Annotated in this window: 20 protein-coding genes and 1 tRNA gene; 10 read left to right on the top strand and 11 right to left on the bottom strand. The window is 73.9% G+C overall.

Going from position 1 to position 26,121, the window contains the following annotated elements; genetic code table 11:
* Positions 1-29: 29 nt before the first annotated feature.
* Genes aroA through AB0C87_RS01050 form a run of 3 tightly spaced genes read left to right on the top strand, consistent with a single transcriptional unit; the run spans position 30 to position 3,891 of the window.
* Positions 30-1,301 (top strand): 3-phosphoshikimate 1-carboxyvinyltransferase, encoded by a 1,272-nt coding sequence (gene aroA / locus AB0C87_RS01040; protein ID WP_345184961.1) that lies wholly within the window; start codon positions 30-32, stop codon positions 1,299-1,301.
* Positions 1,302-1,318: 17 nt separating this feature from the next.
* Positions 1,319-2,323: a ribosome small subunit-dependent GTPase A gene (gene rsgA, locus AB0C87_RS01045; protein ID WP_345185038.1), complete on the top strand. Its 1,005-nt coding sequence runs from the start codon at positions 1,319-1,321 to the stop codon at positions 2,321-2,323.
* Between the two features lie 56 nt (positions 2,324-2,379).
* Positions 2,380-3,891, top strand: coding sequence for an FAD-binding protein (locus AB0C87_RS01050; RefSeq protein ID WP_353831780.1), 1,512 nt, complete (start codon positions 2,380-2,382; stop codon positions 3,889-3,891).
* Here AB0C87_RS01050 and AB0C87_RS01055 read toward each other — a convergent pair.
* Complete coding sequence (locus tag AB0C87_RS01055) at positions 3,888-4,736, bottom strand: hypothetical protein (RefSeq protein WP_345184957.1); 849 nt, start codon at positions 4,734-4,736, stop codon at positions 3,888-3,890. The two genes, AB0C87_RS01050 and AB0C87_RS01055, sit on opposite strands and share 4 nt — an antisense overlap.
* A 135-nt stretch (positions 4,737-4,871) precedes the next feature.
* Here AB0C87_RS01055 and hisN point away from each other — a divergent pair, with 135 nt between their 5' ends.
* The 3 genes from hisN to lhgO all read left to right on the top strand — a co-directional run bounded on the left by hisN (position 4,872) and on the right by lhgO (position 7,203).
* A complete protein-coding gene (gene hisN, locus AB0C87_RS01060; RefSeq protein WP_345184954.1) occupies positions 4,872-5,675 on the top strand; it encodes a histidinol-phosphatase in 804 nt (267 codons plus the stop codon).
* Positions 5,676-5,795: 120 nt separating this feature from the next.
* The gene (locus AB0C87_RS01065; protein ID WP_141577897.1) at positions 5,796-5,987 is read left to right on the top strand and encodes a hypothetical protein; all 192 of its coding nucleotides are present in this window, start codon (positions 5,796-5,798) and stop codon (positions 5,985-5,987) included.
* A gap of 25 nt (positions 5,988-6,012) precedes the next feature.
* A complete protein-coding gene (lhgO, locus tag AB0C87_RS01070) occupies positions 6,013-7,203 on the top strand; it encodes an L-2-hydroxyglutarate oxidase (protein ID WP_360575918.1) in 1,191 nt (396 codons plus the stop codon).
* On the opposite strand, the gene AB0C87_RS01075 is transcribed toward lhgO, so the two are convergent.
* Positions 7,200-8,672 (bottom strand): carboxylesterase/lipase family protein, encoded by a 1,473-nt coding sequence (locus AB0C87_RS01075; protein ID WP_360575920.1) that lies wholly within the window; start codon positions 8,670-8,672, stop codon positions 7,200-7,202. The genes lhgO and AB0C87_RS01075 overlap by 4 nt on opposite strands.
* Positions 8,673-8,950: 278 nt before the next feature.
* On the bottom strand, positions 8,951-9,571 hold the full coding sequence (locus AB0C87_RS01080; protein ID WP_345184943.1) for a TetR family transcriptional regulator: 621 nt from the start codon (positions 9,569-9,571) through the stop codon (positions 8,951-8,953).
* 102 nt (positions 9,572-9,673) lie between these two features.
* Between AB0C87_RS01080 and AB0C87_RS01085 the strand changes: the two genes are divergently transcribed.
* Positions 9,674-10,534: an oxygenase MpaB family protein gene (locus tag AB0C87_RS01085; protein WP_345184940.1), complete on the top strand. Its 861-nt coding sequence runs from the start codon at positions 9,674-9,676 to the stop codon at positions 10,532-10,534.
* Here the strand turns inward: AB0C87_RS01085 and AB0C87_RS01090 are convergent.
* The 5 genes from AB0C87_RS01090 to AB0C87_RS01110 form a co-directional block, all read right to left on the bottom strand.
* Entirely contained in the window at positions 10,531-11,340 is an 810-nt protein-coding gene (locus tag AB0C87_RS01090) for an SDR family NAD(P)-dependent oxidoreductase (protein WP_353831777.1), read from the bottom strand. The genes AB0C87_RS01085 and AB0C87_RS01090 overlap by 4 nt on opposite strands.
* 2 nt (positions 11,341-11,342) lie before the next feature.
* Positions 11,343-12,695, bottom strand: coding sequence for a cytochrome P450 (locus tag AB0C87_RS01095; protein WP_353831776.1), 1,353 nt, complete (start codon positions 12,693-12,695; stop codon positions 11,343-11,345).
* Positions 12,696-12,794: 99 nt separating this feature from the next.
* Positions 12,795-15,815, bottom strand: coding sequence for an AMP-binding protein (locus AB0C87_RS01100; RefSeq protein WP_353831775.1), 3,021 nt, complete (start codon positions 15,813-15,815; stop codon positions 12,795-12,797).
* 53 nt (positions 15,816-15,868) lie between these two features.
* Positions 15,869-17,518 (bottom strand): AMP-binding protein, encoded by a 1,650-nt coding sequence (locus AB0C87_RS01105; protein WP_353831774.1) that lies wholly within the window; start codon positions 17,516-17,518, stop codon positions 15,869-15,871.
* A 135-nt stretch (positions 17,519-17,653) separates the two neighbouring features.
* A complete protein-coding gene (locus tag AB0C87_RS01110) occupies positions 17,654-18,034 on the bottom strand; it encodes a DUF3054 domain-containing protein (protein ID WP_345184929.1) in 381 nt (126 codons plus the stop codon).
* A gap of 66 nt (positions 18,035-18,100) precedes the next feature.
* Between AB0C87_RS01110 and AB0C87_RS01115 the strand changes: the two genes are divergently transcribed.
* The gene (locus tag AB0C87_RS01115; protein WP_360575924.1) at positions 18,101-18,946 is read left to right on the top strand and encodes a hypothetical protein; all 846 of its coding nucleotides are present in this window, start codon (positions 18,101-18,103) and stop codon (positions 18,944-18,946) included.
* Between the two features lie 13 nt (positions 18,947-18,959).
* On the opposite strand, the gene AB0C87_RS01120 is transcribed toward AB0C87_RS01115, so the two are convergent.
* Positions 18,960-20,384, bottom strand: coding sequence for an MFS transporter (locus AB0C87_RS01120; protein ID WP_360575926.1), 1,425 nt, complete (start codon positions 20,382-20,384; stop codon positions 18,960-18,962).
* A gap of 134 nt (positions 20,385-20,518) precedes the next feature.
* On the opposite strand from AB0C87_RS01120, the gene AB0C87_RS01125 reads away from it, so the two are divergent.
* Positions 20,519-23,689 (top strand): BTAD domain-containing putative transcriptional regulator, encoded by a 3,171-nt coding sequence (locus AB0C87_RS01125; RefSeq protein WP_360575928.1) that lies wholly within the window; start codon positions 20,519-20,521, stop codon positions 23,687-23,689.
* Positions 23,690-24,097: 408 nt separating this feature from the next.
* Here the strand turns inward: AB0C87_RS01125 and AB0C87_RS01130 are convergent.
* A tRNA-Met gene (locus tag AB0C87_RS01130) sits at positions 24,098-24,171 on the bottom strand.
* Positions 24,172-24,203: 32 nt separating this feature from the next.
* Complete coding sequence (locus AB0C87_RS01135) at positions 24,204-24,839, bottom strand: helix-turn-helix domain-containing protein (RefSeq protein ID WP_360575930.1); 636 nt, start codon at positions 24,837-24,839, stop codon at positions 24,204-24,206.
* A 57-nt stretch (positions 24,840-24,896) separates the two neighbouring features.
* Between AB0C87_RS01135 and AB0C87_RS01140 the strand changes: the two genes are divergently transcribed.
* On the top strand, positions 24,897-26,117 hold the full coding sequence (locus AB0C87_RS01140) for a cytochrome P450 (protein ID WP_360575932.1): 1,221 nt from the start codon (positions 24,897-24,899) through the stop codon (positions 26,115-26,117).
* The last annotated feature ends 4 nt before the right edge of the window (positions 26,118-26,121 follow it).

The raw sequence follows: 26,121 nt of genomic DNA on the forward strand, positions 1-26,121 counted from the left end.
CTCCGGCGGCGGCCCGATAACCTTGGGGCATGGCCTCTCCGCACTGGTCCGCCCCGGTCGCCCATGCCCCGGTGGACGCCACCGTGCCGCTGCCCGGCTCGAAGTCGATGACCAACCGGGCGCTGGTCCTCGCCGCGCTCGCGGGGGCGCCCACCCGCATCGCCCGGCCCCTGCACAGCCGCGACACCGAGCTGATGGCGGGGGCCCTCCGCGCGCTCGGCGCCGGCGTCGGGGAGGACTCCGCCGACTGGCAGGTGCTGCCGGGGCGCCTGGAGGGCCCGGCGCGCGTCGACGTCGGGCTGGCGGGGACGGTGATGCGGTTCCTGCCGCCGGTCGCCGCCCTGGCGTCCGGCGAGGTGTTCGTCGACGGCGACCCGCGAGCCCGCGAGCGGCCGATGGGCCCCATCATCACGGCGCTGCGGGCCCTCGGCGCCGAGATCGACGACGGGGGGCGCGACGCCCTCCCGTTCACCGTCCGGGGCTCGGGCTCGGTGGCCGGGGGCGGGGTGACGATCGACGCGTCGGCGTCGTCCCAGCTGGTGTCGGGGCTGCTGCTGGCCGCGCCGCGGTTCGACAAGGGCGTGGAGGTCAGGCACGAGGGGCCGCCGGTCCCGTCGGCGCCGCACCTGGCGATGACCGTCCAGATGCTGCGCGCGGCGGGCGCCGAGGTCGAGGCGGGGCACGACGTCTGGCGCGTGGCGCCCGGTCCGCTGCGCGGCGGCGAGGTGGTGATCGAGCCGGACCTGTCGAACGCGGCGCAGTTCCTCGGCGCGGCGCTGGTCACCGGCGGGCGCGTCACCGTCCCGGACTGGCCGGCCGAGACGACCCAGCCCGGCGACGCGCTGCGGGAGCTCCTCGCCGCGATGGGCGCCGAGGTGACCCGCGGGCCGGACGGGCTGACCGTGCGCGGCGGGGACGGGTTCGGCGGCCTGGAGGCCGACCTGCACGAGGTCGGCGAGCTGACGCCGGTGCTCGCGGCCCTCGCGGCGCTCGCCGGCTCGCCGTCCCGGCTGACGGGGATCGCGCACCTGCGCGGCCACGAGACCGACCGGCTCGCCGCGCTGGTCGCCGAGATCAACGGGCTGGGCGGCGACGTCCGGGAGCTGCCCGACGGCCTGGAGATCCGCCCGCGCCCGCTGCGCGGCGGCGTCTTCCGCACCTACGACGACCACCGGATGGTGATGGCGGCGGCCCTGCTCGGATTGGCCGTTCCCGGCATCGAAGTGGAGAATCCGGGCACCGTCGGCAAGACTCTTCCGGACTTCACCCGGCAGTGGGCGTCGATGCTGGCGTCCGCCTGACAGCAGGGAACGGACCACTGGCACGGAAACACGACTACGACGAGGACGACGTCCGGGTGCGGCCCGGGCGCCGCGGGTCGCGGCCGCGCACCCGCCGCCGCCCCGCGCACGAGGACGCCTCGCCCGGCCTCGTGACGGCCGTGGACCGCGGCCGCTACCGGTGCCTGGCCGACCCCGGCACGGACGACGAGCGCGCCGTCACCGCGATGCGGGCCCGCGAGCTCGGCCGCAAGGGCGTCGTCGTGGGCGACCGCGTCGCGCTGGTCGGGGACGTCACCGGCGCCCAGGACACCCTGGCCCGGATCGTGCGGGTCGAGCCGCGCACCTCGGCGCTGCGCCGCACCGCCGACGACACCGACCCGTTCGAGCGGATCATCGTCGCGAACGCCGACAGCCTGGTCATCGTGACGGCGCTGGCCGACCCCGAGCCGCGGCCCCGCATGATCGACCGGCAGCTCGTCGCCGCCTACGACGCCGGCATGGCCCCGCTGCTCTGCCTCACCAAGGCCGACCTCGCGTCCCCGGACGCCCTGGTCGCCGAGTACGCGCCGCTCGGCGTCCCCTACGTCGTGACCGAGCGCGGCGGCGACCTCGGTGAGCTGCGCCGCCGCCTCGCCGGCCGCACGAGCGTGCTCGTGGGCCACTCAGGCGTCGGCAAGTCGACGCTGGTGAACTCCCTCGTCCCGGACGCCGAACGCGCGGTGAGCCACGTCAACGCCGTCACCGGCCGGGGCCGCCACACCTCCTCCTCGGCGCTCGCGCTGGAGCTGCCCGGCGGCGACGGCTGGATCATCGACACTCCGGGCGTGCGCAGCTTCGGCCTCGCGCACGTCGACCCGGAGAACGTGCTCGGCGCGTTCGACGACCTCGCCGAGGGCGCCGCCGAACGCTGCCCGCCCCGCTGCGACCATCTCCAGGACGACTGCGGCCTGGACGGCTGGGTCGAGGAGGGCCACGCCAGCCGGGCGCGCCTGGACTCCCTGCGCCGCCTCCTCGCCGCCCGCGAGGGCGAGCCCGAATAGGCCGCGGCGCCGCGGATTCCGCCCGCCAAAAGGTGATCTAGCGCGACAATGGCCGCATGGAGCGGCGAGCGATGCTCAAGGCGGCGGCCCTCAGCGGGCTCGGCGGGCTTGGCGGGCTCGGCGTCGCCGGGTGCTCCGATGAGCGGCCCCGCCCGCGCCGGGCTCCGTCCTCGCCGCCGAGGCCGATGCCGACCGGCCCCGCCGACTGGAACGCCCTGGAACGCGGCCTGGAAGGAAAGCTGGTCCGCCCGTCCGACGCGTCCTACCAGGAGGCCAGGCGCCTCTACATCCCGCGCTACGACCGGGTCCGCCCGGCGGGCGTCGCCTACTGCGCGACCCCGCAGGACGTCGCGGAATGCGTGGCGTTCGCCACGGTGAAGCGCATGCCGGTGGCGGTGCGGTCCGGCGGGCACAGTTACGCGGGCTGGTCGACGGGGCCGGGCCTCGTGATCGACGTCTCCCCCATGGACGGCGTGAGGCGCGACGGCGACCGCGCGGCCGTCGGGGCCGGGACCCGGCTGATCGACCTCTACGACGGGCTCGCCCGCGACGGTGTGAGCGTCCCGTCCGGAAGCTGCCCCACGGTGGGCGTGGCGGGGCTGACGCTGGGCGGCGGGCTGGGCGTGACGTCCCGCGCGTACGGGCTGTCGTGCGACGTCCTGGAGGAGGTCCAGGTCGTCACGGCGGACGGACGGGTCCTGACCTGCGACGGGCAGCGGAACCCGGACCTGTTCTGGGCGTGCCGGGGCGGGGGCGGCGGCAACTTCGGCGTGGCGGTGGCGTTCACGTTCCGGACGCACGAGGTCGGCGACGTGACGCCGTTCAGCATGCGCTGGCCCTGGCGGAAGGCGGCCGCCGTGGTGCGCGGCTGGCAGCGCTGGGCGCCGGCGGCGCCCGGCGAGGTCTGGACGAGCCTGCACCTCGACACCGCCCCCGATCAGGGCGCTCCGGGCGTCGAGGTGACGGGCCTCGCGCTCGCCGGCGCCGACGGCCCCATGGAACGCCTGACGGCCGCCGTGGGCGCGGATCCCGCCTCCACCACCGCCCAGAGCCGGCCCTACATGGACGCGATGAAGTTCATGGGAGGCTGCGCCGGGCAGTCGATCGAGCAGTGCCACGGGCGGGGTGCCCTGCCGGGGCGGCGTCCCGGCGGCGCCTTCCCCCGCACCGAGTACTCGGGGAAGTCGCACATCGCCTACAGGCCGCTGCCCGACGACGCGATCAGCGCTCTGCTCGCCCGGTTCGACAAGGGCAACGACGTCGGGAACCGTTCGGTCCTCATGGACGCGATGGGCGCCGCGATCGCGCGCGTCGGGCCGGGCGACACCGCCTTCCCGCACCGCAAGGGTCTCTTCTGCGTCCAGTACCTGGCGCCTGACGACGCCTGGCTGTCGGCCACGCACGCCGCGATGGAGCCCCACCTGGGAGGCGCCGCCTACGTGAACTACATCGACGCCGGTCTGAAGGACTGGGCCCGCGCCTACTACGGCCCCAACCTGGACCGGCTCAGGAAGGTGAAGGCGGCCCACGACCCCGGGCGCCTGTTCCGCTTCCCGCAGGCCGTCTAGCCCCGCGACTCCTCGAACAGGCTGCGCGCCTTGGCCTCGGCCTCGTTCAGCGCCTGCACGTGCCGGGGCGCGAGCTCCTCCACGCACCGGGTCATCTCCTCGGTGACCTGGCTGAACGCGGCCTCCTCCGCGCCGCGCAGCGCCGCCCGGACGGTCGCGGACCGGGCGCCGAGCGCCGACCACTCCAGCTCCAGCCGCGCCACGGCCTCGTCGAACGCCCGGGACGTCTCGGCTCCGGCGTCCTTCAGCTCGGCCGGGACCGGCCCCCGCCCCGCCTTGCGGGCGTGGCCGGACAGGGCCGAGATCCGGCTGGCGAGCGTCAGCCCCTCGCGGGCCAGCGGGAGCACGTCGTGGATCAGGTCGGTGACCGCCCTGGCGAGCTCCTCGACCCGGGTGAGCAGCAGCTGCGTCGCCTCCTCCAGGGCCTTGGAGGTGCGCTCGGCGACCCGCTCGGCGACGTCCTGCTGCTGCCGCGACAGCGCCGGGACGACGTCGCGGTCGAGCCGGCGGCGCATCTCCCGGCCCCGGTCGCCGTCGCCGGCGGGGCCCGCGCGGTCGGTCCAGTCGGCGAAGACCCGCTCGATGCGCTCCTCCCCGGACGCGGCGATCTCCGCGGTGATCTCCTCCATGGCCTCGCCGACGCGGGCCTTGAGGCGTTCCACCCGCCCGTACAGCGCCTCGCGCTTGAACGGGTCGTTGAGCTCGTTGAGTTGCGCCTGCAATCGACGGGAGACGTCGATGGCGTGCTCGGCCAGGGGGACGAGGCGGTCGGCGAGCTCGTCGAGCGTCTCGGCCCGGCGGGGATCGGTCAGCTCGGCCACCCACTCGGGGAGATCGTGCGCCATGGCCCCCATGCTGCCACCACCCGCGCCCGGAAGCGGGACATCGCGCCCGGCGCGCCGGTCCCGGCCGCCCGAAAAGCCGGAACGGCCCGGGTACGTGTGTCGCGACGGGCGGTGATCAGGGTAGCGTGGCTCGCCGTGGCGGGCTATTCCGATGACCTGCGTCTCGCGCACGTGCTGGCGGACGGGGCCGACGACATCACGACCAAGCGTTTCCGCGCCCTCGACCTCGACGTCGAGACCAAGCCGGACCTGACGCCGGTCAGCGACGCCGACCGCAGCGTGGAGGAGCAGATCCGCGGCACGCTGAAGCGGGCCCGCCCGCGCGACGCGGTCCTCGGCGAGGAGTACGGCAGGACCGGCTACGGCAACCGCTGCTGGATCATCGACCCGATCGACGCGACGAAGAACTTCGTGCGCGGCGTCCCGGTGTGGGCCACGCTGATCGCGCTGATGGAGAACGACGAGATCGTCGTCGGGGTGGTGTCGGCGCCCGCGCTGAACCGCCGCTGGTGGGCGGCCCGGGGCGGCGGCGCCTGGACGGGCCGCAGCCTGACCCGCGCGTCCCGCATGAGCGTCTCGTCGGTGGGCGAGCTGTCCGACGCGTCCCTGTCCTTCTCCAGCCTGAGCGGCTGGGAGGAGCAGGACCGGCTGCCCCGGTTCCTCGAACTGACCCGCTCGGTGTGGCGGACGCGGGCGTTCGGCGACTTCTGGTCGCACATGATGGTCGCCGAAGGCGCGGTCGACATCTCCACCGAGCCCGAGGTGTCCCTGTGGGACCTCGCCGCCCTCCAGGTCATCGTGGAGGAGGCGGGCGGCATGTTCACCGACCTGTCCGGCGTGCCGGGCCCGGACGGCGGCAGCGTCGTGTGCACCAACGGCAGGCTCCACGCGGAGGTCCTCCGCACCCTCGGCGGCGGCCAGCTGTCCCTGCGCATCTGACGGGGCGCATCTGACGGGGCGCCTCCGCCATGGCGCTCGGGCCGACTCGCGACATATCGTGGAACAGCGGTCGCCCGACGGCCGTTCTACAAGTGGGCGGTCCGTCAACGGAGGTGCGAGATGTCGACCCAGACCAAGCTTGTGATCGGCGGCGTCGTCGTCGGCTTCCTGACCCTGTTCGTCTTCCCGTGGTGGCTGAGCGCGCTGATCATCCTCGGCGTCCTCGGCGCGCCGCTCGTCGGGTACATGATGCTCGACCCGTCCCAGCGCAAGCGGGTGCGGGCGCAGGGGCGCAAGCGCCTCGGGAGCTGAGCCGCGCCCCCGCTAGGGTGCGGATGTGGCGGAGACACGGGTCGGCGTCGTCGGCGCGGGCATCGTCGGGCTGGCGATCGCCCGCAGGCTGACGCTGGAGCGTCCGGGGCTGAGAGTGACGGTCCTGGACAAGGAAGACCGCGTCGCGGCCCACCAGACGGGCCGCAACAGCGGCGTCGCCCACGCGGGCCTCTACTACGCGCCGGGGTCGCTGAAGGCGACCCTGTGCAGGCGCGGCATTGGCCTGCTCAAGGAGTTCTGCACCGACCGGAACCTGCCGTACGAGGAGTGCGGCAAGCTCGTCGTCGCCCGCGACGAGGCGGAGACGGCGGCGCTGGAGGAGATCGAGCGCCGCGCGACGGCCAACGGCGTCCCCGGGCTGCGGCGGCTGACCGGCGGCGAGCTGGCCGAGATCGAGCCGCACGCGGCGGGCGTGGCGGCCCTGCACTCCCCCACCACGGCGATCGTCGACTTCCCGGCGGTGGCCCGCGCGTTCGCGGCGGACGTCGCGGACGGCGGCGGCGAGGTCAGGCTCGGCTTCGAGGTCGTGCGGATCGGCCGGGCGGGCGACCGCGTCACGGTCGCCTCCCCGCACGAGCAGCTGACCTTCGACCGGCTGGTGGTCTGCGCCGGTCTCCAGTCCGACCGGGTGGCGCGGCTGGCGGGCGACTCCCCGGCCCCGGCGATCGTCCCGTTCCGCGGCGAGTACTACCGGCTCGTCCCGTCCCGGACGGATCTCGTTCGCGGTCTCATCTATCCCGTCCCCGACCCGCGCTACCCGTTCCTCGGCGTCCACTTCACCCGGCGCGTGGACGGCGGCGTGGACATAGGCCCGAACGCCGTCCTCGCCCTCGCCCGGGAGGGCTACCGGCGGCGCGACGTCCGTCCCGAGGACCTGTGGGAGGCGCTCCGCTGGCCCGGCTTCCGCCGCCTGGCCCGGCGGCACTGGCGCACGGGCGCGCGGGAGCTGTACGGGTCGGCGGTCAGGCGGGCGTTCGTCGCCGAGGCCCGCCGCTTCGTCCCCGAGCTGACGGCGGCCGACGTCGTCCCGGCCCCCGCCGGCGTCCGCGCCCAGGCGGTCGACCCCGACGGCACGCTCGTGGACGACTTCCGCATAGGCCGCCTGGGCCCGATCACCACCCTCCGCAACGCCCCGTCCCCCGCAGCCACATCCTCCCTGGCCATCGCAGAGCACGTAGTGAAAGGGCTGCTCTAGTCCCAGAGTTTGCGGTCGTCGCTGTGGGGGTCGTGGACGATCGCGTCGCCGGGGCCGTCGAAGACCATCACCGCGCGGTCCGACGGGTCGAACCGCTCCCAGCCGGGGTCGCCGTCGACGGCGAAGCGGTTCCAGGCTCGGTGCATCCGGTCGGCGAGCGCCTGCGGCGGGTTCGGCCCGGTGAGGCCCTCCTCCTCGCCGGTGAGGTTGTCGAAGACGAAGCCGAGCTCCAGCGCGTGGCAGGCGCCGAGGTCGTGGTTCGGCGACCGCCACGCGAACTCGTACATCCAGGTGCGCCCGCCGGACGCGCAGTGCCCGGCGGCGGCGCGGTGGGCGGGGATGCGGAACAGGCTGTCGGTGATGATCGTCGCGAGCAGCTCGCCGGACGTCGCCTCCGGATGGTGGGCGCGGTAGGCGGCGGGCAGCCCCGGCGGGACGCCCATGCCCGCGGCGACCGCGCCGACCAGTTCGTCGGTCAGGTCGGCGGCGATGCCGGTCGGCATCAGGAAGAATCGGAACTCCTCGGTGGTGTACCCGATGAGCAGGTCCACGTCCCGCCCGGCGCCGGCGGCGATGGCGTCCTCGGGGCGCCGGGTGATCAGCTCGCCGTCCAGGACGGGCGTGAGCGCCATGCCGCCCGCGGCGGTGGTGGCGCCCCAGCGGCCGGGGTCGGGCAGCATCGCGACCTCGGCGGCGACCTCGTTCTGGACGGGGATGACGGCGGCCGGGTCGAGCGCGGCGAACGCCTCGGCGGTGGGCTCGACGCCGAGCCGGGCCGCCATCTCCTTGGTGACGAGCAGGGCGTCGGCCGGGTCCTGGGCGATGCTGCCCGCGCCGCTCTGCGCGACGGCCCGGTGGAAGAGGCCGAGGTCGAGGGAGAGCAGGGTGGTGACGCTCATCCCGCCCGCCGACTCGCCGAACACGGTGACGCGGGCGGGGTCGCCGCCGAACGCGGAGATGTTGTCGCGGACCCACTCCAGGGCGGCGATCTGGTCGAGCAGCCCGCGGTTGGGCGGAGCGCCGGGCAGATACGCGAAGCCCTCGACGCCGAGCCGGTAGTTGATCGTCACGCAGACGACGCCGTCGCGGGCGAAGTTGCGGCCGTTGTAGACGGGCACCGCGCCCGATCCGTTCCGGAAGGCACCGCCGTGGATCCACACCATCACCGGGAGGCCCTCCTCGCCGTCCGGAAGGCGGGGAGTCCACACGTTCAGGTTGAGGCAGTCGTCACCGGGGATCTGGGGGTCGGGCACGAGAGCGGCGAACACCGGGGGGTAGCCGGGCTTGGGCGCGGTCGGCCCGTACTCGACGGCGTCACGGACACCGTCCCAAGGCTCGGGCGGCCGCGGAGCCTGAAACCGGTCGGCCCCGAACGGCGGCGCGGCATAGGGAATCCCGAGAAACGCGGTCACACCGTCCCGCTCCGCCCCCCGGACCTTCCCGTAGGACGTCTGCACGACCGCCGCCATGCCCACCTCGCTTCTAGAACGAAATTCGACACCCAAAGCCTACGGGACACACCCCCGCAATCACCTCAACCCAAGGGCACTGCCCATGACCTCCCACCTCAGCCCCCACCACAACCACGCAACAACCTCAATGGCCGCGATCGCGTCCGAAGGCAGGTTCGAGCTTGCGAGAACCTGATCGCGCAGCGAGCCGCCAGGCGAGCCGGAGCGATGCCAGCGATCGCCCGCTTTTGTCGACGATGGAGGGCCGCCAGGCCCGAAGGAGGAGAAAAAAGCAATTAACACAGAAGGCGCGACAAATATTCGCGGGCGAAGGCGCGGGTGGCGTCTTCGTCGTCTAGGGCGAGGCCGCCGCCGGGGACGAGGAGCAGCGAGACCGCGACCCGCAGCAGCACCTCGGCCACGGTGCCGTGGTCATCGGGGTCGCCGGGGCGGGCGCGGCGCAGGCGGTCGGCGAGGATGTCGCGGGCCGCGAGCATCACCGCGCCGCCGTTCATGCTGAGCTGCGGCAGGAACGCCTCGGGCTCGCTCTGCAGGACGCGCGTCATGAGCGGGTGGGTGCGGGCGTTGCGCAGGCCGACCACGAAGCCCTCGACGACGGCGTCCTCGGGGGAGGCGAGGTCCTCGGTGGCGTCGGCGATGGCGGTGAGGAAGCGGCGGCACTCCCGCAGGATCACGGCCTGGACCAGCTGCTCCTTGTTGGTGAACCGCCGGTAGATGGTGGTGCGGGCGACCCCGGCCCGCTTGGCGACGTCCTCGACGCTGACCCGGCGCAGCCCGTAGGTCTCGAACTCCGCGAGCGCGGCGTCGAGGATGCGGGTGTCGAGGTCGTCGGCGCCGGCGTCCGGCGCCGCCAGCCGGTCCCGCAGCCCCTGCGTGATGGTCGCGTCCGTGGTCATGCCCGCACCCTAGCCGCCGGACGGCCGGCGCCCCGCCACCGGATGGGACACAGTTACAATGATCGTCGTTCTGTAGTCCCGTTCCGACCCCCGGCGGTGCACATGACGGACGAGGCCGACGCGCGGACCCCGGCCCCCCTCGGACCCGGGTCGTTGACCTGGCGGTACTTCGGCGACACCCGGATGTTCCTCGTCGGCCCGCGGGCGGGCGTGCTGCAGAACATGCTCCCCGCGCTCGGCCAGGGCGTCCTGGACCACTCGGTGTTCTTCACCGAGACGTTCGCGCGGGTCAAGCGGTCCGCGGGCCCGATCCTGAACACCGTGTACGGCGGGGAGCGGTCCGGCGAGACGGGCCGCAGGGTGCGGGACTACCACCGCGAGATCAAGGGCACGATGCCGGACGGCTCCCGCTACCACGCGCTCGATCCCGAGACCTACTACTGGGCGCACGCGACCTTCCTCGACAACATGCTCTACGGCGTCGAGACCTTCATCCGGCCGCTCGGCGAGGACGAGAAGCGCCGGATCTACGAGGAGTCCAAGACCTGGTTCCGGATGTACGGGGTCAGCGACCGGGCCATGCCGGACGACTGGGAGGCGTTCCAGGCGTACTGGAAGCGGATGCTGGACGAGGAGATCGTCGCGCACAGGACCGCGCGGTACGGCGTCGGGTACGTGACCAAGGGGCTGCCGGCGCCGCCCAGGGTGCCGGCGCCGGTGTGGCGGGCGGTGTCGCCGCCGCTGAACGCGGTCGCCCGGTTCATCACGGTCGGCGGGATGCACCCGCGCATGCGCGAGCTGCTCGACCTGCCGTGGAGCGCCGCCGACGAGCGCCGGCACCGGCGGTTCGCGGCGGCCGTCCGCGCGGCGGGACGGGTGTGGCCGCTGCTGCCGGAGGCCGTCCGCTACCTGCCGCCGGCCCGCCGCGCCTTCCGCAGGGCGCGGCGGGCGGGAGCGGTCTAGGAACCCGACCGGATGCGGGCGTCGTAGCCCTTGCGCGCCTCGGGGTCGTACTCCAGGAAGATCTTGTCGAGGCCGAGGCGGCGGGAGGTCGCCCGTCGGACGCGCTCGGGCAGCAGCGCGCCGAGCCGGACCTGCGTGCCGAGCTTCTTCGGCACGGCGACCTGCGGGCGCGGCCTGCCGACCAGCTCGACGACCGCGGCGGCGATGTCCTCGGGCTCGCAGTTCTTCTGCCCCTTCGGGCTGCGCGTCCCCGCGGTCAGCTCGGTGTTGGTGAAGGTGGGCAGGACGGCGCTGACGTGCACGCCGCGGTCCGCCACCTCCAGCCGGGTCGCCTCGGTGAACCCGACGACGGCGGCCTTGCTGGCGTTGTAGAGCGCGAGGCCGGGAGTGAACATGACGCCGGCGAGCGAGGCGATGTTGATGACGTGGCCCCGGCCGCGCGGCAGCATCCGGTCGAGGGCGAGCTTGGTGCCGAGCATCACGCCGTGCACGTTGATGTCGATGCAGCGGCGGGCGTCGGCGTCGCTCTCGTCGGTGACCGGCCCGATCGGCATGATGCCCGCGTTGTTGACGACGACGTCGAGGGGCCCGGCGGCCTCCTCGGCCCTGTCGAGGAAGGCGGTGAACGACTCGCGGGATGTGACGTCCAGGGCGAGGCCGGTGACGCCGAGCGACTCGGCGGCCTCCTTGACGGCGGTCTCGTCGATGTCGCCGATGACGACGGTGGCGCCCCTGGCCTTGAGGGCGCGGGCGGTGGCGAGGCCGATCCCCCGCGCGGCCCCGGTGATGGCGACGACCTTGCTCATCTTCACTGCTCCAGTCGGTCGAGGCGGACGGGAAGCCCGTCCTTGGGCGAGGGAAGGGACGTGGTGTCCAGGGGCCATTCGTAGCGGGCGGGCACGCTCCAGCGGTACCGCAGGAGCATCTGGTGCAGGATCGTCCTGACCTGCATTCCGGCGAAGTGCAGCCCGATGCACTTGTGCGCCCCGCCCCCGAACGGCGCCCAGGCGTACTTGTGGACCTTGTCCTCGCGGCGCTCCGGGGAGAACCGCTCGGGGTCGAACTCGTCGGGGTCGGTCCACCAGTCGGCCATGTGGTGGTTGCTGAGCATCGGCACCACGACGGTCGTCCCGGCGGGGACGTGGAAGCCGAGGATGGAGGTGTCCTTGACGACCTTGCGCGGGAGCGCCGGGACGGGCGTGACCAACCGCATCGACTCCTTCATCACCATGTCGATGCCGGTGAAGGCGTCCAGGTCGTCGAAGCCGGGGCTCTCCTTGCCGAGCCCCAGGGACTGCTCGCGGAGCCGCTCCTGCCACTCGGGGTACCTGGCCAGGTAGTAGGCCATCGTCGTCAGCGTGATGGTGGTGGTGTCGTGCGCCGCCATCAACGCGAAGATCATGTGGTTGACGACGTCCTCGTCGGTGAACCGCTCGCCGTCGTCGGTCTCGGCCTGGCAGAGCGCCGAGAACAGGTCGCTCCCGTCGCCCCGGCGCTTGGCGGGCAGGTGCCGGTGGAAGAACTCCTCCAGCACCTTGCGCGCCTGGAGGCCCTTGTGCCAGCGCAGGCCGGGCACCGGGAAGCGGACGTAGGCCGTCCCCGCCCGGACGGCGTCGATGAACGCGCCGTTGACCCGCGCCCGCTCGGCGTCGTCGAGCTCGACGCCCATGAAGACGTCCACCGCGAGGTCGAGCGTGAGCTTCTTGATGTGGTCGTAGACCTTGAAGCCCTGCCCGGGCTCCCACGACTCCACGCCCTTGACGATGCCGGGGGCCATCGCGTCCATGTAGGAGCGCAGCCGGGGGCGGGTGAACGCCTGCTGCATGATGCGGCGGTGGTGCAGGTGCTCCTCGAAGTCCAGGAGCATGATGCCGCGGTTGAAGAACGGGCCGATGAAGTAGCTCCACGCGGGCCCGTTCGCGAACGCCTTGTCGCGGTTGACCAGGACGACCTCGGCGGCCTCGGGGCCGTGGACGGTGACCATCCGCTGGCCGAGCAGCCATCCCCAGGCGACCGGGCCGTACTCGGCGTACCGCTTGCGGGCCATCCCGATCGGGTCGCGCATCACCGCGAGCGTGCTGCCGATGTAGGGGACGCCGGGGACGCCGGGCACCGGTTTCAGGTCGCTGCCCTGCGGCGGCGGCGCGAGAACACTCGTCATGACCCCTCCGGACGCGTGCAACAAATGCGCGAATTCTGTCGCTTTGTTCTAACGCAACGGCCGCCTGTAAGTCCAGACTTATCGGCGGTGACTTGGGCGTCAGCGGGCCTCGCGGGCGGGCGCCGCCTTGAGGAGCCGCCGCCGCGCGGCGTCCGTCAGCGGCCGGTACGCGCCCGCCTTGTCCCGGTAGAAGGCGCGCCCGTCCCCCGCCGGCGGGACTCCCTCGTCCCGCAGCGGCGCCGTCCGCAGCCGCCGTCCCGCCGTGACGGGCACCTCGTCCACGATCCGCACGATCGCGGGCCGCAGCCCCGGCTCCACCCGCAGCAGCGCCTCGGACAGGTCCACCGGCTTGACGGCGCCCTCGGCGGAAGACCCGGGGGCGGCCCGCAGGCTGACGGCTGCCGCGGCCAGTTCCGTGTCGCCCACCGGGATCCCGTAGACGGCGACGGCGTCGACGTAGGGCAGGTCGCCCAGCGCGTCCCGGATGGGGCCGGGCGGGACGATGCCGTCGGCCGTGCGGATCAGCTCGGTCTCCCGGCCGACGAGCCAGAAGTCGCCGTCGGCGTCCCGCCGGAACAGGTCCCCGGTGATCGTCCAGGCGTCCTCGGGGCGGAACACGCCCCGCACGGGACGGGCCGCCGACCCGATCGCCGACAGCCGCACCCGGGCGAGCAGCATGCCGATCTCGCCGGGCTCGCAGGGGATGGCGAACCCGTCCGGCCCCTCGGCGAGCCGGCCGTTCTCCAGGTCGTAGCGGGCCAGGCGCACCCCGGCGCTGCCCGGCAGCGGCCGCCCGAGCGACCCGGGCTTCTTGCCGCTCAGGTTGACCAGCACCGACTCGCCCTCGGTGGAGGCGTAGAACTCCAGGACCCGCGCGGGCGCGAACCGCTCCTCGACCCGCTGCCACAGGTTGCGCGGCATGCCCGACCCGATGAACAGCCGGACGGCGTGGTGCCGCTCGGCCGGGTCCGGCGGCGCGTTCACGAGCTCGCGCAGCAGCGTCCAGGTGTAGGAGGCGACGGTCACGCCGTAGCGCCGCGCCTCGTCCCAGAACGTCTCGGGGTCGTACTCCTTGCGGGGGGACGACCCCCCGCTCCCCCCGGGATCGGCGTGGGCGCTCGCCAGGGCCAGTCGCGCACCGCCCGCGACGGCTCCTCCGAGGCTCATCAGCAGCGCGGACGGATGCTGGAGCGGCGTGAGGCTGTAGACGGTGTCGGACGAGGACAGGGAGGCCGAGGACGCCGTCCCGAACGCCGACAGGGCCCACCGCCGGTTGGTGATGCGGCTGGCGCGCAGCTGGTCCCCGTCACCGCGGAAGACCACGAACGCCAGGTCGCCGGCCCGGCCCGGGTTGGGCCGGTACCAGCCGGGAAGCTCGACCCGGTCCGGGTCGATGGCCTCCATGTCCATCAGCGGACCGCGCTCGCCGCGTCCCGCGCCGCCCAGCAGGAAGCCGGGCACGTCCTCCAGCCCCGCGGCGGCCGCGGCGTGCTCGGGGTCGGCGATGACCCGCGTGACCTGGCCGAGCCGCGCCTCGGCGGCCGGGTCGCCGTCGGGCCGCAGCAGCACCGCGACGGCGCCGAGCCGGTTGAGCGCGGCGACGAGAGCGAGCGCGGTCGGCCGGGTGCCCATCAGCACCCCGACCGCGTCGCCGCGCCGCACCCCGATGTGGATCAGGCCGCGGACCACGGCGTCGATGCGGCGCCTGGCCGCGTCGTGGGTGTGCCCGCGCCCCTGGTAGAGGAAGAAGACCTCGTCCGGCATGCGGCGGGCCTGCTCGTCCAGCAGCAGCCCCATGGACATGCGGGTGTCGGACTGGATGCGCTCCAGCCGGGCCAGGCGCGGCAGGTTCTGCGCGGCCTCCCCGCCGAGCTGGCGGGTTCCGTGCACGGCCCGCGAGGCCGTCCGGTACGCCGAGCGGGCGGCGCTCGCCCCGACGCCCATGGCGAGCTGGAGGCCGTACCCGGCGGGGCCGCCCGGGAGCCCGGCGGACGCGGCCTCCTCGTCCCCGGCGACGGGCACGACGATCTCGGGGAGCTCCGCCTCGCCGTCCCGCCAGCGCGCCCACGCGGCGACGGCCGGCCACGTCCGCGCGATGGCGAGGCTGCCGACGACGAGCCCGAAGTGCCCGGCGCGCAGCGACGCCTCGTACACCTGGGCGCGCGGCGCGGCACGGCGGATCCCGCGCACCATCGGCGGCGCCGCGATCTCGTCCACCTCCCCGACGAACGTCAGGACGGGGCAGGTGATGTCGGCGAGCGTGACGAGCCGGTCGCCGATGAGGAACCCGCCGGTCAGCATGCGGTTGTGCTGGATGAACTGGCGGATGAACTCCGCCAGCGCCGGTCCGGGCCACGACACCCAGCCCTCCCGCTCCAGGAAGCGGCGCTGGCGCTCCCGGGGCGCGAGCCGCTCCCGGTCGTGGAGCTGGAGGATGAAGTCGACCCGGGAGCGCACCGACTTCACGGGGCTGAGGAGCTGGAACCCGAGCCGCGTGACCCAGCCCGGCACCGCGAACCCGCCGAGCAGGGCGTCGGGGATGCGCTCGACGCCCTCGGACGCGAGCCAGCTCGGCAGCCCGAACGGCAGCCCGACGCTGGTGTCGGCCGGGCTCCCGAACGTCACCACGGACGCGACGCCCTCGCTGCGCCGGTACGCGGCGGCCTGGTAGACGAACATGCCGCCCTGCGAGTACCCGGCGAGGTGCACGTCCCGGCCGGTGGCCTCCCGGATCCGGTCCACCGCGTCACTGACGGCCAGGACGTGGTCGCTGACCGTCCGCTCCAGCCCGCCGGGCTCCCGCTCGGGCGCCCCGAAGTCGACCACCCACGGGTCGACGCCGAGGTCGCGCAGCACGCGCACCGCGCTGACCCGCGAGGAGATGTCGTACACCTCCGCGGTGATCATCAGCGGCGGGACGAGCAGCACGACCGGCCCGCCGCCCGCGCCGGGGAAGTAGTGCCGCAGCCGGTAGACGCGCTGCTCGGTCACCACCTCGCAGGGCGAGGCGTCCTCGTCGGTGTCGAACCCTCCGAACCGGGCGACCTCCAGGGCGTTCTGGGCGGTGGAACCCAGGCGGGAGCCCAGCTTCAGCAGCGTCTTGGCAACAGCCGGCATCATGGCCCTCTCACAGCGTCAACGCCATGTTGTCCTGTTATCACCGGCTTTAGCAATCAGCTGATGATCCGCGCGCCCTCCAGGTGGCCGCCCTGCAACCGCTCCCACATGTACCTGCGGCGGGGCTTGCCGCTGGAGGTGCGCTGGATCAGGCCGGTGCCGACGACGATGGTCAGCTCCACGTCGTCTCCGAGCCGGCGCCGCAGCATCTCGCGCACCCCGCCGATCCAGGTCTCGTCCTGCGTCTCGGCGAACAGCGCGAGCCCCTTGCGCCCGGCGCCGGGGACGCCGACCACGACGATGCGGCCCTTACCGAGCCCGCTCACCTCGGCGATCTTGGATTCGAGGTCCTCGACGTAGACCGAGCGCCCCCGCACCTTGATGCTGTCGCCCATCCGCCCGAGGACGAACAGCTGCCCCTCGTGGAAGAACCCGGCGTCGCCGGTGTAGACCTTCCCGTCCATGAACCGGGTCGACTTGGCCTCGGCCCCCGCGAAGTACCCCGGGCACGCCGACGGTCCCCCGACGACGATCTCGCCGAGGAGGCCGCTCTCCAGCTCGTTCCCCTCGTCGTCGACGATGGCGACGGGCACGTCGTCCTCGGGCGTCCCGCAGCCGACGACCCAGCCGGCCTTGGCGCCGAGGGACTCCGGTCCGAGCGGGTGCTGCTCCAGGATCCGGACGGGCTGCCCGAACGCCAGCGCCTCCGGGTCGGGCCGGACCGCCAGCGGGTTGCGCGGGACGTCGTCCATGGTGACGAGCAGCGTCGTCTCGGCCATCCCGTAGGCGGGCTTGAACATCGTCCGGGAGAACCCGAACGGCTCCATGAGCTGCGCGAACACCTCGAGCGTGTGCGGGTCGATGGGCTCGGCGCCGATCAGCGCCATCTTCCACCCGGACACGTCGAGCCCCTCCAGCTGCTCGGGCTTGACCCGCCGCGCGCAGTAGGCGTACGCGAACGGCGGCGCCGCCGTGTGGGCTGCCTCCCCGAAGCACCGCAGCCACCGTGCCGGGTCGCGGATGAAGTGGTCGGGCCGCATCAGCTTCAGCGTCCCCTGCCGCGCGATGGGCGTGAGGAAGCAGCCGATCAGCCCCATGTCGTGGTAGAGCGGCAGCCAGGAGGCCACCACGTCCCCGTCCTCGTAGCCGGCCTCCCGCGCGATCAGATCGCTGTTGGCCTCCAGGTTCTCCCAGGTGACCATGACGCCCCGGGGGGACCCGCTGGACCCGGACGTGAACTGCAGCAGGGCGAGCTCGCCGGCGGGCCGGACCTCGGCCTCCTCGTCGGCCTTGCGGGGCCGCCACGGCTCCCCGTCCAGCCCGGCGCCGGCCATGGCCCGCCTCGCGTAGTCGGCCAGCCCGTCGGAGGCCACGACCAGCGCCGGCGACGCCTGGCGCAGGATCGCCGCCACGTGCGCGACGTAGTCGTCGCCGTCCTGGAACAGCGGCGGAGTGATCAGGCACACCGTGGCGCCCGCGGCCCAGACCGCGAAGTACGTCTCGACGCAGGTGAAGTCCGTGGGCAGGATCAGGCACACCACGTCGCCCGGCCGGACGCCCTCCTCGACCAGCGCCCCCGCGGTGCGCCGCGCGGCCGACGCCAGCTCACCGTAGTCGCGGAACTCCCAGCCGCCGTCGTCGGCCGCCAGGTGGACGCCGCGTCCGGTGTTCGGCTTGTCCAGCCAGTCGCGCAGCGCAGATGGCATCGTGTCCCCTTCACAGGAAAGGCTCGCGCCCGTACATGACTCGCGGGTAACTTCACCAGGGCGGCGCGACGCCGTCAACCGGTTCGATCAGCCGAAGAGACCGCCCGGTCATCCGGGGGCGTCCTCCAGGGCCCCTCACCCGGAGGCGGACACCTTCCGAGCCGCCGCCAGCCGGGCCACGAGCCGGGCCGCGACCCGCCATCCGAGCAGCGCGGCGCCGAGGAACACCGAAGCCACGATCACGAACGCGAGAGCGGTGCCCTGCCCGGACACGACCCGCAGCACCATTCCCACGGCCACGGACGAGACCCAGATCCCGACCCCGGCCGGAAAGACCTCCTCAGGCCGCCGCCAGGCCCGGAGAAGACCCCATCCGACGCCGAGCCCCACGAGGAACGGCCAGGCGGTGGACAGGAACCCGCCCAGACTGGCCGCCTCCTCATGCGAAGCCCGCCCGATGGCGACGAAAACGAGCACGCAGAGAACGTCGGCGACCGCACCCAAGACCTTCCTCACCCCTCCAGGCTAAGGGCCGCCGCCTGCGCTCTTGCCGCCGGGGAGCAGCCGCGCCATCATCGCGCGATGGACCTCGACCGGGCCTGCTTCCGCCGCCTCTACGAGGATCTGCTGGACCACGACGGCGAGCCCCGCCGGTTCCTGGCGGGCCGGCGGCGGACGGCGGCCGCCCACCTGGCCGGGCTGGCGCCCCTGCGCAGGCGTGAGCGCATCCCGCCGGGCGGCTTCACCGGGGACGACGAGCACCTGTGGCGGATGATGAAGCTGTACGCGCTGAGCCGGGTCAGCGACTACCTGATCGAGCAGGGCGGCGCCGCCCACACGCGCTTCTTCACCGAGATCGGGCTGACCCCGTTCGAGCACGCGGAGGCGTTCTCCCCGTTCCACCACGAGATCTCCGCCGTGGTGCAGGATCCGGGCGCGACGCGGGTCACCGTGGAGGAGGTGCTGTGGCCCGGTTTCTGGTTCGGTGACCTGCTGTTCTGCCGCGCCGGCGTGCGGGTGCGGGCGCCGCGGCATCTGATCGACGCCGCGGTCGCCACGACCTCGACGCTGTACTTCACCTTCCGCCGCGCCTCGCGCCCGGCCGGCGACCTGTCACACGGCTGGGGTTCCCAATCGCAGTGGCGGACGAGCTTCCCCCGTTTCTACGCCGACGAGGCCGGCCTGCACCTCAACTGGGACGGCGCGATCGACATCGGCGAGGACCCTCCGCACCGTCCGGCCGGCCGCCTGGAGGATGAGGCCCCGCTGGACGAGCGCCGTGAGCTGCTGCTGCACCGCTGCTTCGTCCGCACCGCCCTCCCCCGCGACGAGGACGACCGTTTCCCCTACAACGACCGCCTGAGCCTCACCACGGCGGAGTGGCCGATGAATCCGGATGCGATCGTGCGAACACCAAGACCCGAGTAGAACGCTCCCCACATCAGGTCGTGCCGACCTTTGGGGCCGGTGATGCCGCCGCACTCCCGGAGACCTCACCGCTGGACCCGCCGGCGGGGCGACCGGGAAGGGCGAGGGCCGCGATGACACCCACCAGGGTCAGGACGGCCGACACGGCTACGGCGGCGCGCAGGCCGGCGGCGGCGCCGCTGCCGGATGCCGCGACGCCGACGAGCACGGCCAGTCCGACGCCCACCCCGATCTGCATGGCGGTGTTGGCCATGCCGCCCGCGATGCCCTGCTCCCGCGCGTCCACACCGGTGGCCGCGGCGGCGAACTGGGTGGGGTAGATCGTGCCCATGCCCATCCCGTACACGGCGATCCCGGCCAGGACGGTGAGGTACGAGCCGTCGGCCATCATTCCGGCCGCCAGGAGGGCGCTGCCCCCTGCCCCGAGCAGGAGCGCGGTGATGAGGGTGCCGCGGATGCCGATGCGCAGCATCAGCCGTCCGGCGGCGAAGTTCCCCAGGGCGATCACCGCGGACAGGCCGAGGAACGCCAGTCCCGCCCGCAGGGCCGTGTAGCCCAGCACGTCCTGGAAGTACAGGGTGAGGAAGTACACGACGTTCTGCATGGTCGCCCCGAACACGAAGATGATCACAAGGGCGGGGGCCAGGTCGCGGTCGCGCAGGAGGCGCAGCGGCATCAGCGGGCTGCGGCTGCGCGCCTCGACGGCGAGGAAGGCGGCCAGCAGGCCGAGTGCGAGCAGGGCCCCGACGGCGAACTCCGCGGAGGTCCAGCCCGTGTCGGGGACCTCGGCGATCGTGTACACGAGGAGGGTGGCGCCCGCGGTGCCGGTGACCACGCCGGGCAGGTCGTACCCGCGGCCGCGGTCGACCGGTCCGTCCGCCGGCAGCAGCCGGAACGCGGCGGCGGCCGCGGCGGCCACCAGCGGCACGTTCACGAGGAACACGGCCTCCCAGCCGAACGCGTGGGTGAGGACGCCGCCGAGGAGCGCCCCGGCGCTGAGCCCTCCGGCGCCGGCCATGGCCCACACCCCGAGCGCCCTGAGCCGTTCGCGTCCCTCCGCGAACATGGTGTTGACCTGCGCGAGGGTGGCGGGGAACACGATCGCGGCGCCGACCCCCTGGATCGCGCGGGCGGCGACGAGCGTGCCCGGGGAGGTGGCGAGGCCGCCGAGCAGGGACGCGCCGCCGAACGCGACCATGCCGAGGACGAACATGCGGCGGCGTCCCAGCAGGTCGCCCGAGCGGCCGCCGAGCAGCAGGAAGCCGCCGAAGAACACGGCGTAGGCGCTGATCACCCACTGGGCCGAGCCCTCGGAGAAGCCGACGTCGCGGACGAGGTCGGGCAGCGCCACGTACACGATGGTGAAGTCGAGCGAGGTGATGAGGCTGGAGAACGCCAGCAGGGCCAGGCTCAATCCCGGCCTGGGCGCGGAACGCATGATGGACCTTCTTCGGTAGAGGTTCTGGTGCCGTCGCCCGACTATGCGGCGGGCCGCTTACCGCCCGCTTTCCCTCCGCCTACCGTCTCCCGGGCGCCGCCGTAGGCCCCGGTCAGGGCGTTATCGTGGGGATCATGCGTTTCGGGGTGCTCGGACCGCTGGCGGTCTGGACGGCCGACGGCACCCAGGTCGCGGTCCGGGGGCTGAAGGTCCGGGCGCTGCTGGCCGATCTGCTCGTCCAGGACGGGCGGCCGGTGTCGGCGGACCGGCTGATCGACGATCTGTGGGGGCCGGCGCGTCCGGCGGACCCGGCGGGGGCCCTGCAGGTCAAGGTGTCCCAGTTGCGCCGGGCGCTGGAGGACGCCGAGCCGGGCGGCAGGGATCTGGTGGTGTACCAGGCGCCGGGGTATCTGCTGCGGGTCGATTCCGAGGCGGTGGACGCGGGCCGGTTCGCCGCGCTCGTCGCCCGGGCGCGGGAGACCGCCGACCCTCGGGCCAGGGCCGCGCTGCTCACCGAAGCGTCGGCCCTGTGGAGGGGCCCCGCCTACGCCCCCTTCGGCGACGAGCCGTTCGCGCGGGCCGCGATCCTTCGCCTGGAGGAGCAGCGGCTGGCGGCCGTGGAGGATCTCGTCGAGGCCCGGCTCGCCCTGGGCGAGCACAGCGCGCTGGTGGGCGAGCTGCGCGACCTGGTGGCCCGCCACCCCCTCAGGGAACGGCTGCACGCCGCCCTGATGCGCGCTCTGTACGGGGCCGGAAGGCAGCACGAGGCCCTGGACAGCTTCGGGGAGCTGCGCGACCGGCTGCGCGAGGATCTGGGTCTGGATCCGAGCCCCGAGCTGGCGGATCTCCGGCAGGCGATCCTCACCCGGGACCCGGACCTGGCGCCCGGACGTCCCCGGACCAACCTGCCCGCGCCGCCCGGCGAGCTGATCGGCCGCGAGGAGGCGGTCCGCGAGGTGCGGGCGCTGCTGGAGCGGTTCCGTCTCGTCACGCTCACGGGGCCGGGAGGGGTCGGCAAGACCCGGCTGGCCCTGGAGATCGCCGCCGGGGCTCTCGACGCGTTTCCCGACGGGGTGTGGTCGGTCGGTCTCGGCGGTCACGACCGGCCGGACGCGCTGGCGGACGCGGTCGCCGCCACGCTCGGCGTCCGCGATGACGCCGGTGGAGGAGCCGTCCCTGCCGCCGACCGGGTCGCCTGTGCGCTGCGCGGCAGGCGGCTGCTCCTGGTGCTCGACAACTGCGAGCACCTGATCGAGCCCGCGGCGGATCTGGCGCACCGGCTGCTGGCGGCGGCGCCGCAGGTGCGGATCCTCACGACGAGCCGGGAACCGCTGGGGGTCGGCGGTGAGGCGATCTGGTCGGTGCCGCCGCTGGAGCCGCCCGGCGAGGCGGAGGAGGCGGGCCCGTCGGCCCTGCGCCGGTCCAGCGCCGTCCGGCTGTTCGTCGCGCGTGCCGCCGCCGCGTCTCCCGGTTTCGCTCTCACCGCCGGCAACGCCCGCGCCGTCGCGGCGATCTGCCGCCGTCTCGACGGCATCCCGCTGGCGCTGGAACTGGCGGCCACGCGGGTCCGCGCGCTCGGCGCGGACGAGCTGGCGGCCCGGTTGGACGACCGGTTCCGGCTGCTGTCGGCCGGCCGGCGGGACGTCCCGCGGCGGCAGCGGACGCTGCGCGCGGCGATCGACTGGAGCTGGGACCTGCTGACCGGGCCGGAGCGCGCCGTCCTGCGGCGGTTGTCGGTGCATGCCGACGGCTGCTCGCTGGAGGCGGCCGAGGCGGTCTGCGCCGGGGACGGGGTCGCGGGCGAGGACGTCGCGGAGCTGCTGTCCCGCCTGGTCGACCGCTCCATGGTCGTGGTCTCCGACGGCGTGCGCGGCCACCGCTACCGGCTGCTGGAGTCCGTCGCCGCCTACTGCGCCGAGCGCCTGCGGGAGGCCGGGGAGTCCGAGCAGGCCCGAGCCCGGCGCGACGGGTACCACGTCGGGTTCGCGGAGCGGGCGGCGGAGCGACTCCGCGGCCCCGACCAGCGGCGTTGGCTCCAGCACCTGGACCTGGAACACGCCAATCTGCGCGCCGCCATCGAGAGCACCGTGCGGCACGAGCGCCCGGATCTCGCGCTGCGCCTGGTCAACGCGATGGCCTGGTACTGGTTTCTGCGCGGGCGGCTCAGCGAGGGGCGCCGCCTGCTGGATCTGGCGCTCAGGCACGACGGCACGGCGCCGTCCTCCTCACGGGCCGCGGCCGGCGCGTGGCGGACGGGCATGGAGATGCTCGGCCGCCACGGCATCGACCGGACGCGGCAGGTCGAGGCGGCCCTGGAACCTTACGACCGCCTGGACGCCCCGGACGGCCGGGCCCGAGCGGAGTGGTTCCTCGCCGAGATCCTGCTGGGCGGCGCGGACTCGGCCACCGGCGAAGGGCTGGCGCGGCGGGCCCTTGCCGCCTTCGGCGAGGCCGGGGACCGCTGGGGCACGGCGGCCGCGCTGACCACGCTGGCCCACTACGCGCTGATCCGCGGGGATCTGGCCGCCTGCGCGCGCCACACCGAACAGGGCGCGGCGCTCTTCGACGAGCTCGGCGACCGCTGGGGCCGGTTGAGGGCCGCCGATCTGCGAGGCAGGCTCGCCGAGATCCGCGGTGACCTCCAGGGCGCCGCCCGTCTGCTCCGCGAGGGGCTGCGGCTGGCCGAGGACCTAGGGATCTGGACGCAGGTCTCGTACCTGCTGTCCGGGCTGGGCAGGATCGCGATGATGACGGGCGACCTGGCCGGGGCGGAGCGGCTCCACGAGAAGGCCATGCGGCTGGCGACCGAGCAGAGCAACCGCCCCGGAGAGGTGTTCGCCGAACTGGGCCTGGCGATGGGGGCGCGGCGGCAGGGTCGGCTGGACGTGGCGGAGAAGCTCTTGCGCGACGCGCTCGACTGGCAGCGGCGCGTCGGGTTCGACCCCGGTGTAGCGCTCACCCTGTCGGAACTGGGCTTCGTGGCCGAGCAGCGCGGCGACGCCGGAGCCGCCCGCGAGGCGCACCTGGAGGCCCTGGCCGTAGCGCGCCGCACCGGCGACCCGCGGGCGGCGGCGCTGGCGCTGGAAGGGCTGGCGGCCGCCCACACCCTGGCGGGCGAACACCACCGGGCCGCGCGTCTGCTGGGCGCGGCCACCGCAGCGAGGGAGGCGACGGGCGCCCCAAGACCCGCAGCCGCCGGCACCGACGTGGACCGCACCATGAAGGCCCTGCAAGCCGCCCTAGGCGAGCAGACCCTGAACGCCGAACTCCAGCAAGGCCGCACCACCGCCACCCCCGAACCCTGACCGGGGCAAAGCGGAGGGGAACGAGGGCCGCCCCCGAGGGAGATGGAAGGCCGAGGCCCAAGGGAGGCCGATGAGCGAACCCCGAGGGAGGTCGATGGGCGAAGCCGAGGGAGGGCGAAGACCGGAGCCCGACGGAGATCGATGGGCGAGGCCCGAGGAAGGGCGAAGCCCGAGAGGGGTCGAAGGCCGAGGCCCGGGGGAGATCGAAGACCGAAGCCCGGGGGAAATCGAAGACCGAAGCCCGGGGGAAATCGAAGGGCGAAGCCCGAGGGGGGTCTAGGGGCGAAGCCCCAGGGGCGGGCGGGTGGGGGAGGCGGAGGAACAGGGGGCTCCGGGGGATCGTCCCCCGGGCGAAATGCGAAGGGTCCCCGGGAAGCCGCAAGCGGCGACCAGGGGACCCCAGACCAGTAGCGGGGGCAGGATTTGAACCTGCGACCTCTGGGTTATGAGCCCAGCGAGCTACCGAACTGCTCCACCCCGCGGTGATGCCTTAACTGTATGGGGTGGGGGGTGGTTAGGCAAACGGGTTGGGGTGGGGGGCTTGGAGGGCGGCGGTGAGCATGGCGGTGAGGTCGGTGGTGAAGGTGTCGTGTGCGGGGGCGGGTGGGGGTGTGGGGGGGTGGTGTGTGCGGGTGGCGCGGTCGGCTAGGGCGGCGGTGAGGAAGGCGATGAAGAGGGAGATGCGTTCGAGGGCGATGGGTTCGGGGAGGGTGGCGCGGCAGGCGGTTTCGAGGAGGTGGAGTTGTTGTTGGAGGGCGGTGTCGTGGAGGAGGGGTGGGGGTTGGTGGTCGCGGATTCCGGCGCGTCCGGCGAGTTGGGCGGTGATGCGGAGGAAGTCGCGGCCGTGGGGGGTGCGGAGTTCGTCGGCGGTGGGGCGGACGATGGCGTCGACGATGGTGTGGGGGTCGTCGGGGTGGAGGGTGGGGAGGGTGGCGGCGCGGGCGGGTTCCATGCGGGTGATGCCGGCGCGGAGGATGGCGTGGAGGAGGCCGTCGCGGGAGCCGAAGTGGTAGGTGACGGCGGAGTCGTTGGCCTGTCCGGCGAGGGCGACGATGTCGCGGGTGCGGGTGGCGTCGATGCCGTGGGCGGCGAAGAGGTGGGCGCCGGCGCGGATGAGGGCGTCGCGGGTGGCTCTTGCGTCTTTCGGCACGCCGGTGATACTAACAGGGGGCGTTAATAACGACGCCTGTTATAACCGGAGGCGGGCATGGCGGACGTCTACGATCCCTTCGATCCCGGCTTCCAGGCCGATCCCTATCCGGCCTACCGGCGGCTCCGCGACGAGGAGCCGGTGCACCGCCACGGGGAGCCGCCGTTCTGGGCGCTGTCGCGGTTCGAGGACGTCTGGGCGGCGACGCGGGACGCGGAGGCGTTCTCGTCGGCGCAGGGTCTGACGTTCCACCCGGACGAGATCGGCACGCTGGGCCTGGCCCCGACGATCGTGATGCTGGATCCGCCGCGGCACACGGTGCTGCGGCGCCTGATCAGCCACGGGTTCACGCCGCGCCGGACGGCCGCGCTCGAAGGCCTGCTCCGGGAATTCGTCCGGTCCCGGATCGCGGTGATGGAGCGCAGGGCGGCCGACGGCGAGGCGCCCGACCTGCACCGGGACTTCTCCTCGCCGCTGCCGACGTTCGCGCTGGCGCACCTGCTCGGCGTCCCGGAGGCCGACCGCGCGAGGTTCGATCCGTGGGTGTCCGCCCTCACGACCCTGCAGGACGAGGGGTTCGGCCCGCACTCGGCGCGGGAGGGGGCGGTGAACGCGGTGGCGGAGATGTTCGGCTACTTCAGCGACGTGATCGCCGCGCGCCGCGCCGATCCGTCCGACGACCTGGTCAGCGCGCTGGCGGCCGCGGAGGTGGACGGGGAGCGCCTCACCGACTGGGACGTCCTCGGGTTCTGCTTCGTCATGGTGGCGGGCGGCAACGACACGACCGGGAACCTGATCTCGCACGGCGTGGCGCTGCTGGACGGCGCCCACGGGCAGCGCGAGCGCCTGGCGGCCGACCCGTCGCTGATACCGAACGCGCTGATGGAGTTCCTGCGCCTGGAGAGCTCCGTGCAGGCGCTGGCCCGGACGACCACGCGCCCGGTCACGCTGCACGGGACGCGGATCCCGGAGGGCGAGAAGGTGATGATGCTGTTCGGGTCGGCGAACCGGGACGAGCGCGAGTTCGGCCCGTCGGCCGGCGAGCTCGACGTCACCCGTGAGATTCCGCGCCATCTGGGTTTCTCCAGCGGCGTCCACTTCTGCATCGGGTCGCATCTGGCGAAGCTTCAGGCCCGTGTCGCGCTGGAGGAGCTTCTCCAGGCCCACCCCCACATCGGGGTGGACCTGGAGAACGCGGTGCGCATCCAGTCGCCCTTCACCCGCGGCTGGGTCTCGCTTCCGGCGACGGGCGCCGCGGGGCCGCCGCGGACGTCGTGAAGGG

Source organism: Actinomadura sp. NPDC048021, from assembly GCF_040653135.1.
Lineage (GTDB): Bacteria > Actinomycetota > Actinomycetes > Streptosporangiales > Streptosporangiaceae > Spirillospora > Spirillospora verrucosospora.

What these genes read in the sequence shown, in the direction of transcription:
- AB0C87_RS01065 (WP_141577897.1), top strand. Translation starts at nt 5,796, where the DNA reads ATGTCGACCCAGACCAAGCTTGTGATCGGCGGCGTCGTCGTCGGCTTC.
- AB0C87_RS01055 (WP_345184957.1), bottom strand. Translation starts at nt 4,736, where the DNA reads ATGGCGCACGATCTCCCCGAGTGGGTGGCCGAGCTGACCGATCCCCGC.
- AB0C87_RS01100 (WP_353831775.1), bottom strand. Translation starts at nt 15,815, where the DNA reads ATGATGCCGGCTGTTGCCAAGACGCTGCTGAAGCTGGGCTCCCGCCTG.
- AB0C87_RS01075 (WP_360575920.1), bottom strand. Translation starts at nt 8,672, where the DNA reads ATGGCGGCGGTCGTGCAGACGTCCTACGGGAAGGTCCGGGGGGCGGAG.
- AB0C87_RS01085 (WP_345184940.1), top strand. Translation starts at nt 9,674, where the DNA reads ATGACGGACGAGGCCGACGCGCGGACCCCGGCCCCCCTCGGACCCGGG.
- AB0C87_RS01105 (WP_353831774.1), bottom strand. Translation starts at nt 17,518, where the DNA reads ATGCCATCTGCGCTGCGCGACTGGCTGGACAAGCCGAACACCGGACGC.
- AB0C87_RS01125 (WP_360575928.1), top strand. Translation starts at nt 20,519, where the DNA reads ATGCGTTTCGGGGTGCTCGGACCGCTGGCGGTCTGGACGGCCGACGGC.
- AB0C87_RS01115 (WP_360575924.1), top strand. Translation starts at nt 18,101, where the DNA reads ATGGACCTCGACCGGGCCTGCTTCCGCCGCCTCTACGAGGATCTGCTG.
- AB0C87_RS01050 (WP_353831780.1), top strand. Translation starts at nt 2,380, where the DNA reads ATGGAGCGGCGAGCGATGCTCAAGGCGGCGGCCCTCAGCGGGCTCGGC.
- AB0C87_RS01095 (WP_353831776.1), bottom strand. Translation starts at nt 12,695, where the DNA reads ATGACGAGTGTTCTCGCGCCGCCGCCGCAGGGCAGCGACCTGAAACCG.
- AB0C87_RS01120 (WP_360575926.1), bottom strand. Translation starts at nt 20,384, where the DNA reads ATGCGTTCCGCGCCCAGGCCGGGATTGAGCCTGGCCCTGCTGGCGTTC.
- AB0C87_RS01140 (WP_360575932.1), top strand. Translation starts at nt 24,897, where the DNA reads ATGGCGGACGTCTACGATCCCTTCGATCCCGGCTTCCAGGCCGATCCC.
- aroA (WP_345184961.1), top strand. Translation starts at nt 30, where the DNA reads ATGGCCTCTCCGCACTGGTCCGCCCCGGTCGCCCATGCCCCGGTGGAC.
- AB0C87_RS01090 (WP_353831777.1), bottom strand. Translation starts at nt 11,340, where the DNA reads ATGAGCAAGGTCGTCGCCATCACCGGGGCCGCGCGGGGGATCGGCCTC.
- AB0C87_RS01080 (WP_345184943.1), bottom strand. Translation starts at nt 9,571, where the DNA reads ATGACCACGGACGCGACCATCACGCAGGGGCTGCGGGACCGGCTGGCG.